This window comes from Natronomonas sp. (genome assembly GCF_047616845.1).
Taxonomy (GTDB): domain Archaea; phylum Halobacteriota; class Halobacteria; order Halobacteriales; family Haloarculaceae; genus Natronomonas.
Genome location: NZ_JBLGBY010000017.1, coordinates 26,072 through 38,907, shown reverse-complemented (window position 1 = coordinate 38,907; position 12,836 = coordinate 26,072). Strand labels below are relative to the sequence as shown.

13 protein-coding genes are annotated in these 12,836 nt (G+C 64.4%); 8 read left to right on the top strand and 5 right to left on the bottom strand.

Annotation, left to right across the window (positions count from 1 at the left end):
- Positions 1 to 299: hypothetical protein (locus ACI8UR_RS05480; protein ID WP_415087635.1), on the top strand; the 299-nt coding region annotated here is incomplete at its 5' end.
- 147 nt (positions 300 to 446) lie between these two features.
- The gene (locus ACI8UR_RS05475) at positions 447 to 641 is read left to right on the top strand and encodes a hypothetical protein (RefSeq protein WP_411715456.1); all 195 of its coding nucleotides are present in this window, start codon (positions 447 to 449) and stop codon (positions 639 to 641) included.
- Between the two features lie 48 nt (positions 642 to 689).
- Here the strand turns inward: ACI8UR_RS05475 and ACI8UR_RS05470 are convergent, their stop codons facing one another.
- The 3 genes from ACI8UR_RS05470 to ACI8UR_RS05460 form a co-directional block, all read right to left on the bottom strand.
- Positions 690 to 1,022 carry a DUF5811 family protein gene (locus ACI8UR_RS05470; RefSeq protein WP_411715455.1) on the bottom strand — a complete coding sequence of 111 codons (333 nt, stop codon included), beginning with the start codon at positions 1,020 to 1,022 and terminating at the stop codon, positions 690 to 692.
- Between the two features lie 78 nt (positions 1,023 to 1,100).
- Positions 1,101 to 1,580: a pyruvoyl-dependent arginine decarboxylase gene (locus ACI8UR_RS05465; RefSeq protein ID WP_411715454.1), complete on the bottom strand. Its 480-nt coding sequence runs from the start codon at positions 1,578 to 1,580 to the stop codon at positions 1,101 to 1,103.
- A gap of 42 nt (positions 1,581 to 1,622) precedes the next feature.
- Positions 1,623 to 2,726 carry an aldo/keto reductase gene (locus tag ACI8UR_RS05460; RefSeq protein ID WP_411715453.1) on the bottom strand — a complete coding sequence of 368 codons (1,104 nt, stop codon included), beginning with the start codon at positions 2,724 to 2,726 and terminating at the stop codon, positions 1,623 to 1,625.
- 97 nt (positions 2,727 to 2,823) lie between these two features.
- Here ACI8UR_RS05460 and truA point away from each other — a divergent pair, with 97 nt between their 5' ends.
- From truA to ACI8UR_RS05440, 4 genes are all read left to right on the top strand, one after another.
- Positions 2,824 to 3,630 (top strand): tRNA pseudouridine(38-40) synthase TruA, encoded by an 807-nt coding sequence (gene truA, locus ACI8UR_RS05455; RefSeq protein WP_411715452.1) that lies wholly within the window; start codon positions 2,824 to 2,826, stop codon positions 3,628 to 3,630.
- A gap of 37 nt (positions 3,631 to 3,667) precedes the next feature.
- On the top strand, positions 3,668 to 5,455 hold the full coding sequence (gene pepF, locus ACI8UR_RS05450; RefSeq protein ID WP_411715451.1) for an oligoendopeptidase F: 1,788 nt from the start codon (positions 3,668 to 3,670) through the stop codon (positions 5,453 to 5,455).
- Positions 5,456 to 5,580: 125 nt separating this feature from the next.
- The gene (gene pan2 / locus ACI8UR_RS05445) at positions 5,581 to 6,798 is read left to right on the top strand and encodes a proteasome-activating nucleotidase Pan2 (RefSeq protein ID WP_411715450.1); all 1,218 of its coding nucleotides are present in this window, start codon (positions 5,581 to 5,583) and stop codon (positions 6,796 to 6,798) included.
- Between the two features lie 237 nt (positions 6,799 to 7,035).
- Positions 7,036 to 7,983 (top strand): hypothetical protein, encoded by a 948-nt coding sequence (locus ACI8UR_RS05440; RefSeq protein WP_411715449.1) that lies wholly within the window; start codon positions 7,036 to 7,038, stop codon positions 7,981 to 7,983.
- Positions 7,984 to 7,998: 15 nt separating this feature from the next.
- On the opposite strand, the gene ACI8UR_RS05435 is transcribed toward ACI8UR_RS05440, so the two are convergent.
- The gene (locus tag ACI8UR_RS05435; protein WP_415087633.1) at positions 7,999 to 10,290 is read right to left on the bottom strand and encodes a heme-binding protein; all 2,292 of its coding nucleotides are present in this window, start codon (positions 10,288 to 10,290) and stop codon (positions 7,999 to 8,001) included.
- A 238-nt stretch (positions 10,291 to 10,528) separates the two neighbouring features.
- Here ACI8UR_RS05435 and ACI8UR_RS05430 point away from each other — a divergent pair, with 238 nt between their 5' ends.
- Entirely contained in the window at positions 10,529 to 10,771 is a 243-nt protein-coding gene (locus ACI8UR_RS05430) for a hypothetical protein (RefSeq protein ID WP_411715714.1), read from the top strand.
- Positions 10,768 to 11,013 (top strand): hypothetical protein, encoded by a 246-nt coding sequence (locus ACI8UR_RS05425; RefSeq protein ID WP_411715713.1) that lies wholly within the window; start codon positions 10,768 to 10,770, stop codon positions 11,011 to 11,013. Before ACI8UR_RS05430 ends, ACI8UR_RS05425 begins: the two co-directional genes overlap by 4 nt.
- An 18-nt stretch (positions 11,014 to 11,031) precedes the next feature.
- On the opposite strand, the gene ACI8UR_RS05420 is transcribed toward ACI8UR_RS05425, so the two are convergent.
- Positions 11,032 to 12,798: a site-2 protease family protein gene (locus ACI8UR_RS05420; RefSeq protein ID WP_411715712.1), complete on the bottom strand. Its 1,767-nt coding sequence runs from the start codon at positions 12,796 to 12,798 to the stop codon at positions 11,032 to 11,034.
- Positions 12,799 to 12,836 lie beyond the last annotated feature (38 nt).

The window sequence follows — 12,836 nt, the reverse complement described above, 5'->3', positions numbered from 1 at the left end:
CTGATGACCATCCTGCTCCAACAGCGACTAGAGCACATACTAAAAGTACTGAGTATGGTGAACTTAGTCTGATTGAATGTATCTATCCTGACCCAACAATTGGTTGGAAGCTGAACGGTTCAAGTGAAATGAAAATATCAACATATCTCACAAATGCAAATATTCAGAGTCATATTCCACTCAACGATGATTATGAACCAGATCAAAACGGGTCGGTGCGAACAGAAGCAGATGACCCAGAAATCCCGTGGGAGTTCCACGAGAACCACAACACCATCAGCGACGTTGTCGACCTATAATCTATAATTTTGGTACAATCAGGTTTCTGATTCTGGGGGAAGTAGGTTCTCACGATTTTTGCGGCAACCGCCGACGAAGCGTCATCGACAGCGGCCGTCTCAGAGTTAGTAATTAGATTTAATTACCAGCGGAACAATGGTGTCAATGTGACCGAGACACCAACATCGGCGCCGACGCCCTCGTTCTACGACGGCCTGTTAGCGGCGATGCCGGCCTCGCTGGCCGGCGGCGCCGCAGTCGGGTGGGCGCTGGCGATGCCGCTTGCGGTCGGTGTCGGAATCGGCAGCCTTCTCGCAGCGGTCTTCGTCGCCGTCTCGCTTTTCGTCGTGCCGCCGCAGTAAGCGACGCGCTGGTCGTCTTTGCGAGCGCGTAAAGCCGAATAAGAGCCGTTACCGCGCCGCTCGGTTGACATCTTGAGCGGCGTGTTTGGCTTCGAGAACGGCACCGGCAGCCAGTTCCTGTGCGAGCGTTTCGACATCGGCGTCCTCCTCGTCGTCGCGGTCGAAGCCGGCCGAGACGACCGAGCCAGCGGGCGGCTGGACGGCGACCGTCGCGTGGAGCGCGCCGTCGTTATCCGAGATTTCGGCGCCGATGATGAAATCGTCGGAGAGTAGATCGCGCGTCGACGTGGCGACATCGACGAGGTCACGACGCAGCGCACGGCGGTTCTCCGAGGAAGGTTCGATATCGGCCGGGCCTGCGTGTGGCGTGTTTCCGTGCATATTGAACTTGCCTCCGATACAGGGTAGGCAACTAAAAACCCGTCGGCTCGCGTGAGGAGTGAAACCACACCTCACGTTTCAGAGCAGCGGCGTGCTTTCGCCATACACAGCGAGGACGAGGGCCGTCGTGTACGCGTCAGGGTCGGCCTCGGCGGCCACGACCTGTCGGCCCTCATCGACGAACTCCCATTCGCGGAGTCTTTGGCCGGCGACAAGTCCCTCGTCGACGCGCTCGCGAACGCGCTCGGGGTCGGTGCCGGACGACTCATAGAAGATGCCGGAGCCGTCGGGCTCGCGCGACCAGCCGAGTCCGGCGGCGGCGCGCTCGGCAGTGCCGGGGGCGACCGTGGCCCGGCCCTCGACCACCGTGAGGCGTTCGCCGGCGGGCCCGAGCGAGGGGGCTTCACCGACGACTTCGATGGTGGCGTCGGCAGGCACAACCGACGACACCGAGACGAGGTTGTAGTTGTGGATGTTCGCCTCGGCGAGTGCGGCATCGTACGACGCCATCGCTGTCGGTTCGGTTGCGGTGCCCCAGACGACGCGGATGACGCCCATTACCGGATAGTCGGCGACCGAGACATAAAAAGAGCCGTAACTTCAGCTACCGGCGGACTCCTTGTCGAGGCCGGCCGACTGGATGTCCTCGCCCTCGACGGAGGAGCGAAGCGCGTCCATGCCGTCGTCGCGTGCGATTCCGAAGTCCTCGGCGTAGAGTTCCTGCACGCGCTGGAACTCCTCGTCGGAGAGCGCCGGCACGTCGCTTGCGGCGGCCCACTCGTCGATGTCCTCGCGGGTGCGGAACGTCGGCGTCACGGTCGCGACGGCCTCGTGGTACAGCAGCCACTGGAGGCTGGCCTGTGCCATCGAGCGTTCGCCGTCTCGCGGCTGTCCGCCGCTCGAACCGTCCGCGGAGCGTGGCTCCGCGCGTTCGAGGAACCGCAGCGCGTCGATTTTCTCCCAGCCCGCCTCGTACCACTCGTCGGGGCGGTACGCGCGGTGGTCGCCCTCCTCCAGTTCAGTCTCGGGCGTGACCTGTTCGTTGAGCAGGCCCGAGGAGTGTGGCACGCGCGGGATAAGACTCGTCGATGAGCCAGTGCGTTCGATGGTATCGAGGAAGTGGTCGCCGACCTCCTGTTCGAGGACGTTCCAGACGAGCTGGACGGCGTCGAACTCCTCTTCGATGGCCATGTCGCCCTCGGCGAGCCAGCCGATGGAGGGGCCGAGCGCCCAGCCGATGGCATCGGCGCGGCCGTCCTCGCGGAGTTCATCGAGGAACTCCAGTACGTCCGCATCGACCTCAGAGGCGTTCGCGTTGTGCAACTGGAGGACATCGACGGAGTCCAGCCCGAGCCGGTCGAGCGATTTCTCGAAGGCCGCCTCGAGATACTCGCGGTTCATCTCCTTGGGCAGTTCGCCGTGGCCGGCCTGCGGATTGTTGTAGAAGTCGTAGCCGATCTTCGTCGCGACGGTCACCTCATCGCGAACTTCGGCGAGGGCCTTGCCGACGAGCTCTTCGGAGCGGCCGTGGCCGTAGACGTCGCCGGTGTCGAAGTACGTGATGCCCTGGTCGACGGCGTACTGCACCATGTCGATCGCTTCGGCTTCGTCGCGGTCACCCCACCAGTCGGTACCGACGACCCAGGCCCCGAAGCCGATTTCGCTGACCTCAACGCCGGAGTTACCGAGCTCCCGGTAGTTCATACCCACGGGTTAGGCGTTGTCACACTTAGCGGTCGTGGTTCGTCCCAGCCGCTGGGACAGCCGACACACGCAAGGGCTGGCGAGCCGATGCCCCGATATGCGCGCCTTCCAGCTGGCGTACGACGGAACCGGCTATCGGGGGTTCCAGCGGCAGCCACACGGCGAAACGGTCGAGGACACACTGTTCGACGCGCTCGCGGCCCTCGACGTCGAACTCGTCGACGGCGTCCCGCCAGGATATGCAGCAGCGGGGCGAACCGATGCCGGTGTCTCCGCGCGCGCACAGACGGTCGCCTTCGAGGCCCCGGCGTGGCTGACGCCGCGGGCGTTCAACGGCGAACTCCCGGCAGACATCCGCGCGTGGGCGTACGACGACGCTGATGAGTTTCACGCGACCTACGACGCTACCGAGCGGGCGTATCGGTACTTCCGCTACGGGCCGGGATCGGAACTGGACGCCGACCGCGCCGCCGCAGCCTGCGAGCAGCTCTCCGGAGCGCACGATTTTCACAACTTCACGCCGGACGAGACGGGCACCGAGCGCGACCTCTCGGCATCCGTCGAACGCGACGAGGCGTTCCTCGTCTTCGAGTTCCGTGCGGGGGGATTCGCGCGACAGCTCGTCCGGCGGCTCGTCTCGGCCATCGTCGCCGTCGCCAGCGACGAGCGCGACCTGTCGTTTCTCGACCGCGCGCTCGCGGACGCGCCGCTGACCGGCGGGGACGGAATTGCGCCGGCAGCACCCGAGCCGCTGGTGTTGCTCGACGTGCGATATCCGGGGCTGGATTTCACCGTCGACGAGACTGCGGCAGCGAGCGCACGGGCTGTGTTCGACCGCCGACGCCGCGAACGGCTGGCCGGCGCGCGAGTGGCCGGCACGCTCGTCCCCGATGGGGACGGATGACGACGGGTTTAGGGCGCCTGCGGCCATAGCCGTGGCCATGAGTTCGGTTCCCGAGCGAAGCGAGGTTGATGAGCGATACACGTGGGACTTGACCGACCTCTTCGCCGACGACGAAGAGTGGGAGGCGGCCTACGAGGCAGTCGAGGAGCGGCTGGACGAGCTCGAAGCCTACGAGGGCCGGGTCACCGAGGACGCCGACACCCTCGAAGAAGTGCTCGAACTCCGCGAGGACATTATGCGAGCGGTGTCGAACGTCGCCGCCTACGCGCGGATGCGGAAGGACGAGGATACGACGAACCAGACGTATCAGGCGCTCGCCGCGCGCGCCCAGTCGCTGTCAGCCGACGCCTCCAGCGCAGCGAGCTTCATCGAGCCGGAGCTCCAGAAACTCGACCGCGAGACGCTGGACGCGTTCATCGAGGAGAACCCCACCCTCGAAGAGTACGACCACTACTTCGATAACGTCCTCCGGATGAAAGACCACACCCGGTCGGCGGAGATCGAGGAACTCCTCGCCGACCTCAGTGAGGTCACCGGCGCCGCGGGCGACGTCTACAACATGCTGACGAACGCGGACATGGAGTTCCCCGCCGTCGACGTCGACGGCGAGCCACAGCGAATCACGCTGTCGAACTTCACGAAACTCCAGAAACACCCCGACCGAGACGTCCGACAGCGAGTCTACGAGGCGTTCTACGACGAATGGGGCGAGTATCGCAACTCGGTCGGCACGGCGTACAAAAACAGCGTCAAAGCCGACTCGAAGCTCGCGGCGGCCCGCAACTACGAGACGGCCCGCGAAGCGGCCCTCGATGGCCCGAACGTGCCCGCGGACGTCTACGACACGCTCGTCGACACCGTCGAATCGAATCTCGACGTGCTGCATCGGCACGCGGAACTGAAGCGTGACTGTCTCGGCGTGGACGAGCTGAAGATGTGGGATTTGTACGCGCCGCTTGCGGGCAGTGAAAGCCCCGACCTCGAATACGGGCAGGCCAAAGAGTACGTCATCGACGCCGTCGCACCACTTGGCGAGGCTTACCAAGACCGGATGGCCGAAGGGCTGGAATCCCGGTGGGTCGATGTCTACGAGACGGCGAACAAGCAGTCCGGCGCCTACAGCGGTGGCACCTACGACAGCCAGCCGTACATCCTGATGAACTACCAGGACGATATCTCCTCGATGTACACACTGGCCCACGAGCTCGGCCACTCGATGCACTCGGAGCTGACGAGCGAAGAACAGCCCTACGTGTACTCCGGCTACGAGATCTTCGTCGCCGAAGTAGCATCGACGGTCAACGAGGCGCTTCTGACCCATCACCTGCTCGAGACCGTCGACGACGAGGCGTTCCGCAAGCACGTCATCGACGAGTATCTGGAGCGGTTCCGGTCGACGCTGTTCCGGCAGACGATGTTCGCCTCCTTCGAGCACCGCGCCCACGAACTGAGCGAGGCCGGCGAGGCACTGACGCCCGACCGACTCGATGAGCTCTATCACGGGCTCAAAAGCGACTACTACGACCCGGCCGACGTCGACGACCGCATCGCTCGCGAGTGGATGCGGATTCCGCACTTCTATCGGGCCTACTACGTCTACCAGTACGCGACGGGTATCAGCGCGGCCAACGCCATCGTCGACCGCATCCTCGAACACGGCGAGCCAGCCGCTGCGGACTATCGGGAGTTCCTCCGATCGGGGTCGCTCGGCTACCCGCTCGAACTGCTGGAGACGGCCGGCATCGACATGTTCTCGCCGGAGCCGGTCGAAGCCGCAATCGGAACCTACGACGAGATGGTCGGCGAGTACGAGTCGCTGCGGTAGGCGCTCCCACGATTTCCGACGTGAAAGAAAGGACAGTATTCGGTTCCCGTCTGTGTGTTATTTGGTATCGCAAACCTCTCCCACACCCAAAGCCCCTTTTAGCCTCCATCACCTACGCTTCAGTAATGTCGCATAGTCCTTCACTGCCCGACCGACCGACGCTCGACCTCGATCCCGAGATGACCGAGGACGAGCGGCTGGCCGCGCTTCGGGATCATTTCATCGACGTCTCGCGGGTTCACGACAAGCTCGCAGACCAGCTCGACGCCGCCCGCGAGCGGCAGTCCGGGCTCCGAGAGGAGGTCAACGACCTCCAGGAGGAAAACGAGGCGCTGAAGACCTCCTCGCTGTATCTCGCTACCGTCGAAGAGTTGACCGACGACCAGGTGCTTCTCAAACAGCACGGCAACAACCAGGAAGTTCTCACGGACGTCTCTCCGCGGCTCTACGACCAGCTCGAGGCCGGCGACCGCGTCGCGATCAACGATTCGTTCGCAATCCAGACGCTGCTCGACGCCGAGACGGACGCCCGCGCGCAGGCGATGGAGATCTCCGAGAAGCCGGATGTCCATTACGCCGAGATCGGTGGCCTGGAAAGCCAGGTTCGCGAGGTTCGGGAAGCCGTCGAAGACCCGCTCACGAACCCCGAGAAATTCGAGCAGGTCGGCATCGAACCCCCGACCGGCGTCCTCCTCCACGGCCCGCCGGGCACCGGCAAGACGATGCTCGCGAAAGCCGTCGCCAACCAGACCGACGCCACCTTCATCAAGATGGCCGGCTCCGAGCTCGTCCAGAAGTTCATCGGCGAAGGCGCCCGGCTCGTTCGTGACCTCTTCGAACTCGCCGCCGAGCGCGAACCCGCTATCATCTTCATCGACGAGATCGACGCCATCGCCTCCAAGCGGACGGAGTCGAAAACGTCCGGCGACGCCGAAGTCCAGCGGACGATGATGCAGCTCCTCTCCGAGATGGACGGCTTCGACCAGCGCGGGGACATCTCGATTATCGCCGCGACGAACCGCTTCGATATGCTCGACCGCGCCATCCTCCGCCCCGGCCGCTTCGACCGCCTCATCGAAGTGCCGGAGCCCGACATCGAGGGCCGCGAGCAGATTCTTGATATCCACACCCGCGAGATGAACCTCGCGGCGGACATCGATCTCGCGGAAATCGCTGAAGAGACCGACGGCTTCTCCGGTGCTGAACTGGAGAGTCTCACCACCGAAGCGGGCATGTTCGCCATCCGCGACGGCCGCACGGAAGTCGAGAAGGCGGACTTCGACGACGCCTTAGAGAAGGTCTCGACCGACGAGGCAGCCGGCAAGCCCATCGCGTTCTACTAACTCTGCCGTACCGCGTTTTCGGTGTTGTTCCCGTTCCGTAGCGGCAGCCTCGTTGCGGTTCGACGTGTAAGCACGAAATCCGATTCCATTGACATTAGATATTTTCACTTCTCTGTTTTTTGTAGCACGACCGTACACTTTACACCCGATAAATAATACATCAATGAGTGAAAACACACTAAATAGCTGAAACTCCCGCAGACCTTAACCACCCCCAGGATATTTGAATAGGGTGTAATGCCCGGTCGAACCCGACGGACGTTCCTGAAGATCGCAGGAGCATCGATTACAGCTGCCGCCGTTCCGACAGCGGGGCTCACAGCGGCAGCCGACGGCTGGACGACAGCCGAGACGCCGGTGGACGGCACGCTCCACGGCGTCGCACACACCACAACCAACGCACACGCGGTGGGTGACAGCGGAGTTGTCATCGAGCGTACCGACACCGGCTGGGAAACCGTGCTTCGCGGTGGCCCGACCGGCAACGGCAACGACCTCTACGGTGCCGATGTGACCGACGATGGGGAGCGACTCTGGACCGTCGGCGCCAGCGGTGCCATCGGCGAGTACGACGTCACGACCGGGAACCTCGTCGACCGGTCGGCGCCGAACGACTACACGAACAATTTCAACGACGTGGCGGTCACCGGCCCCGCGGGCGAGGCCGACGTCTACGTCGCCGACGACTCTGGTTCCATCCATTACAGCTTCGCGAACGGCGAGGAAGGCACCTGGGAGTACGAGGTTCCCGGAAGCGGAGCCGGCCTCCCGGCCATCGACTTCTACGGGTCACGGTCGGGCCACGCCATCGACACCAACGGCAAGGTGTTCGCCACCGACGACGGCGTGACCTACGAGGCCATCGGCATCGAGGACGCCGACGTGACCTTCTACGGACTCGATAGCGATGCCGCGGACGACGTCACTGTCAGCGGTGGTAACGCCGCCGTCTTCGAATACAACGGCAGCCAGTGGACGCCCGAGAGCCTTGGCGACGCCGACCTCGTCGATATCGAAACGACCGGCGGCGAGGGATACGCCGTCGGCGGCGGTGGCGTCGTCTTCGAACTGGTCGACGGCGTATGGGCGGCGACCGACACCCCGACGGGGGAGAACCTGAACGCGGTCGCATCCGGTGCTGTCGACCTCGTCGTCGGCTCCAGCGGAACCGTCCTGGAGCGATAGAAAAACGGTCGGTCGCTACGCGAGGAAGACGTGTCGCGGCCGGTCGGCGAGCACTTCGCGACCGAACTCGACGGTGTCGCGGAACGCCTCCGAGCGGAAGAACTCCATCGCGTCCTCCTTCTGTCGCCACTGACTCGCGATGAACATGTCGTTCTCGTCGTCTTCGTTGACCAAGAGGTGGGTTTCGAGGTGGCCCTCCATTCTCCCGAGTGCCTCGCCAACCTCCTCGAACGTCTCGACGAACTCCTCGCGGTAGTCGGGCTTGACGGTGTAGAACATCCCCATCGTCCCGAAGGTGCTTTCGTCCTCGTCGGCGCGACCGACGATATCCGGCAGGTCAGCGAGGTGTTCGCCGGCCCGGTCGGCAGCGTCCTGCGTCTTCCAGAGGGAGACGACCGCGGAGCGGCCACCGTGTTCGTCGGCGTAGACGGCCGATTTTACGTGGCTGTCGTACTCGTCGAACCGCTCGCGGAGCGTCGAGAGCTCCTCGTGCAGCTCGTCGAGATCGGCCTCGGAGTACAGCACCCGTGCGTAGACATCCTCGCCGTGCGGCTGGCCGCCGTAGATGTCGAGGTCGTCCAGTTCGCTCCGGAGGTCGTCGTCCTCGTCGGTGCCGTGCGTCGCGGCTGCACCGCCGTCGGCTTCGGCGTCCGCATCGTCGGCGAACTCAGCACCAACGCCCGGTTCGGCACCCGAAAGGTCGGCGAGGAAACCCGAGGCGGTGTTCGCCGCGCGCTCGTTAGCCCACAGCGAGATGACGGCCGTATCGCCTGAATCGGCGCGGACGGTCGTCATGACGTGAGTGTCGTAGTGGTCGAAGTTGCTCCGAAGGCCATCGACTTCGTCCACCAGTTCCTCGGCGGGCGCGTCCGCGTAGAACAAGAGGGCATAGCCTGCCTCGGGGTATTCGTCCAGCCGGATTCCGAACCGGTGTACCCGACGGACGAACTCTTCGGGGACGATCTCCTCGTGCGATGGCCCACCCGAGGTTGGTGGCCCACCCGAGGATTCGGTCTCCTCATCGGCCTGCTCGCCGTCCGACTCCTTGGTCGCCCCCTCCAGGTCGGCGCCGATACCGGAACCGACGCCGGGCAGGTCGCCAAGGAAGCCCGAGGCGGTGTTCGCCGCGCGCTCGCTCGCCCACAGCGAGACGACGGCTGCCGTCCCATCTTCCGAGCGCACGACCGTCCGGACGTGGGTGTCGTAGTGGTCGAAGTTCTCACGCAGCTCGTCGACCTCTTCGGTGAGCTCGTCGACGTCGGCGTCCGATTCGAACAGCACACCGTACCCGGCGTCCGTCTCGGAGACGTCGACGCCGTACGCGTTCGCGGCTTGCACGAACTCGGCGACCTCGACTTCTTCGTGGGGGGCTTCACCCGAACTCGGGCGGCCGCCGCTGTCCGACTCGTCGGTCTCGTCCGTCTCGCCGTGGTCGGTCGCGGCGTCTTCGGTGGCGTGGTCAGGAGCGTGAGCCCGATTGCTGTCCTCACTATCGAGTGTGTCGCCCTGGAGCGATTCGTCCGTCGGGATAGCCTCGCCGGCGAACAGCGCTCCGAGGTCGGACGGCGGGAAGCGCTTGCCGACATAGAAGTGGCCGAACTCGGCGAACTTCGAGGTGGAGGGGTCGAACCGCATCTCGTAGAGCAGATGCTTGATGTCGGTCATGTCGTCGGCGAAAAGCGTCACGCCCCACTCGTGGTCGTCCAGACCGACGCTTCCGGTGATGATCTGTGTCACCTTGCCGGCGTACTCCCGGCCGATGTCGCCGTGGGAGGACATGTGCTCCGTTCGCTCCTCGAACGGGAGGTCGTACCAGTTGTGCTCGGGGCCGCGGCGTTTGTCCATCGGGTAGAAGCAGACGTGGTCGGCGTCCGGAATCTCCGGGTAGATGCGCTGTCGCATGTAGTTGCGCATCCCCTCGTCCTCGACGTCGTCGAGGCCGTCGGTGAGGTCTTCGTGCATGTAGCCGGAGACCTCGGTGACGGAGACGTACGAGGAGGCTCGTTCGGTGAACTCGGCCAGCGCCGTCGACTCGAAGCGCCGCTCGGCGCGGTCGAGGTGTTCGAGCGTCGGCCGGAGATGCAATACCAGCAGGTCGGCCTTGTGGCCGACGATGGAGAAGACGGCCGAGCCGCCCTCCTCGGCGTCGTCCAGCGCCTCGTGTGACTGCAGATAGTCGATTCCCTCCTCGAGTGCGCGGGAGCGCAGCCGTTCGGGCGCGTCGCGCCACGCATCCCAGTCGATACGCCGGAGGTCGTGAAGGGCGTACCACCCCTCCTCGGTGCCCGGCGGTCGGCGTCGTACCATACGCCACCATTGGCTGGCTTGCTAATGGGGCTTTTGAGTCATCCGAATGGGACGTGTGAACCATCGAAGAACAGCTCAGAGTGTGCGATAAAACCTATTCGATCCTCTAAGCTGTTCATTAAACGTACATCGCAGTCGATAAAACGACGCCAACAGCGCGAACAGTGCTGAACTCGATACAAGGCTCTGGCGTTTATATAGGGTTGGCAGTTCGTAGACGGAAGTGAGGAGAGCATCAATGTCGAACGCTGCCCCGTCCACGTCCCCCATCAACCCGTACAGACTGGCAAGTGTCTGCCTCGACCGAGCCGCGACCGGCGTCCGCGCGACGGCCTTCTGGACGGCCGCCGTGCTGCCGATCGCCGTCCTCGTCGCGCTCGTGACGGGCACCGCAAGCCAGTATCCCACGGCCCTCGCTGGCGCCCTGGCGCTGAACGCCGTTTGCGCGGTCGTCGGCCACGAACACACCCCCGAAGAATGAATAACTGCACGTCAGCCTACCACTCTCGGACGGCCGAACGCCTCGCCCAGTACCTCCGGGCCGAGGCCCATCGCGCCGGCGGCACGCTCTACGTCCGCGGCGAACACGTCGCCGACGAAATCGACCTCCCACCGAAGCGAATCACGACGCTCCTGTCACAGCTCAGCGGGTCGGTGCCTGGCCTCGAAATCACGCACTCCACATCGGATTCCCCGACCGCCTGGCGAATCTCGACGGCGTAAGCCGTCGTCGCTCTCCTCTCACCCGAGCAACTGCGGGATGAACAACATTCCGAGTAGACTCAGTATCATCACGGCGCTTATTGCCGTCGTCACCGCCCCCGCAAGCGTCGGCTTCGGGTCACCGGGCAGGCGGGCCAGCGTCGCCTCGACGGTCGACCGGAGGATGTGCCCGCCGTCAAGCGGATACGACGGGATGCAGTTGAAGAAGCCGAGGTTGATGTTGACCCAGCCAGTCCAAAAGAGGATGTTGGCGAGTCCGAAGACGACGCCGGCGCTCAGCGGCCCCGACACCGCATAGAAGTTCGTCACGTAACTGTTGAACCCCGCGAAATTGTAGCCGAGGTTCGGGTCGACGACGCTCGCGAACGGCAACACGAGCACGGCGAAGGTTCGTGAGACGAACGTCGTGACGGGGTCGTCACCCCAGCCGGTACCGCCCAGGAGGGCGTGGTACTGGTCTGCCGGATACGAGTCGATACCGAAATCATCGACGACGACACCGCTTGTCCCCTGCTGGATGCCGCCGACGCCGAGGAAGCCGTAGTCGTTGCGCGGATGCTCTCCGAGTGTCACCTCGTAAACGACGCGGTCACCGACCCAGGGGTTGTTGCCGTCATGATAGGCGACGACCTCGACAGTCTGTCCCGGCTCCGTCTCCGCGAGCACCGAGGAAAGCGTCTCGGGCGTCGGCGTCGGCTCACCATCGACGCTGTGAATCAACATCGGCGTGTCGGGGGCGCCCTCCGACCCGAGCGGGCCGTCGCTGGGCACCGTGCTGACGTAGACGCCGACTGGCAGCGTGGCCGTGCCGTTCTCGGTCTCGATGGTGACGGTTTCGTTGCCGGCGACGGCCTCTTCGAACTCCGTTTGCGTGTAGACGGCCTTCCCGTCAACAGCCGTTATCGTCGCCCCGGTACCGATGGGCGCGTCGACGACGGCACGGGTGACGGTGAGGCGGCGTTCGACGGTCACCGGGTCGGCGTTGCGCCGGTCGACGGTCACCTCACGGCTCGCGTTCGCCAGCGCCGCATCGAACTCTGCCCCCCCGTCGACCGGCTGACCGTTGACATCCGTCAGCACGTCCCCCCGCTCGATGCCGGCGTCGTCGGCCGCAGACCCCGGAAGCGCGCCGCCGACGGCGACGCCCGGAACAACGGTGACGAAACTGGCGACCATGCCGAAAAGCAGCGCGAAAGCGAGGGCGGTGACGAGGAAGTTGTTCGTCACGCCGGCGGCGAACATCCGCGTTTTGCTGCCGCGATTGGCCGCCTCCTGGCTCTCTTCGTCAGGCTGGACGAACGCACCCAGCGGGATGAACGCAAGGAGGGCGATGCCCATCGAGTCGATGTCGATGTTCTCGACACGGCAGAGCAGTCCGTGTCCGCCCTCGTGGACGACCAGCCCAACGAGCAAGCCGATGAGGATATCGATGGCCGCCGCCCACGGGAGGAACTGATTGACACCGGGGATGACGAGGGCATCTTGCGGGCGGGCGATGGTCGCCGCCTGCGGGTCGGTGATGGCGCTGAACGCCGAGAACAGGACGGCGACGAACGACCCGACCATGATGACCAAAGCGACGCCGACGCCGAGGTTCCCCCACGCTCGCCAGAGTCGCTTCGGCGTCGCGAGCCAATCGAGGAAGGCGCGACCGCGTTTCGTGTGGATGGTCAAAATCGGCCCGGAGACACGGAACGATGACGGAAGCAGCCCGCGCGCGTTGAGGGCCATCGCGACGGAGGTGTAAAAGAGGATTCCGACGAGTATCCACAGCAGCGTTCTCATTACCGGTCGTAAGGGCTCCGCCATTCAAAAGTCCGCCC

Bases quoted from the DNA above. Each gene is read 5' to 3' on its own strand.
- ACI8UR_RS05470 (WP_411715455.1), bottom strand. From the start codon at position 1,022: ATGCACGGAAACACGCCACACGCAGGCCCGGCCGATATCGAACCTTCC.
- ACI8UR_RS05465 (WP_411715454.1), bottom strand. From the start codon at position 1,580: ATGGGCGTCATCCGCGTCGTCTGGGGCACCGCAACCGAACCGACAGCG.
- ACI8UR_RS05460 (WP_411715453.1), bottom strand. From the start codon at position 2,726: ATGAACTACCGGGAGCTCGGTAACTCCGGCGTTGAGGTCAGCGAAATC.
- truA (WP_411715452.1), top strand. From the start codon at position 2,824: ATGCGCGCCTTCCAGCTGGCGTACGACGGAACCGGCTATCGGGGGTTC.
- pepF (WP_411715451.1), top strand. From the start codon at position 3,668: ATGAGTTCGGTTCCCGAGCGAAGCGAGGTTGATGAGCGATACACGTGG.
- pan2 (WP_411715450.1), top strand. From the start codon at position 5,581: ATGTCGCATAGTCCTTCACTGCCCGACCGACCGACGCTCGACCTCGAT.
- ACI8UR_RS05440 (WP_411715449.1), top strand. From the start codon at position 7,036: ATGCCCGGTCGAACCCGACGGACGTTCCTGAAGATCGCAGGAGCATCG.
- ACI8UR_RS05435 (WP_415087633.1), bottom strand. From the start codon at position 10,290: ATGGTACGACGCCGACCGCCGGGCACCGAGGAGGGGTGGTACGCCCTT.
- ACI8UR_RS05430 (WP_411715714.1), top strand. From the start codon at position 10,529: ATGTCGAACGCTGCCCCGTCCACGTCCCCCATCAACCCGTACAGACTG.
- ACI8UR_RS05425 (WP_411715713.1), top strand. From the start codon at position 10,768: ATGAATAACTGCACGTCAGCCTACCACTCTCGGACGGCCGAACGCCTC.
- ACI8UR_RS05420 (WP_411715712.1), bottom strand. From the start codon at position 12,798: ATGAGAACGCTGCTGTGGATACTCGTCGGAATCCTCTTTTACACCTCC.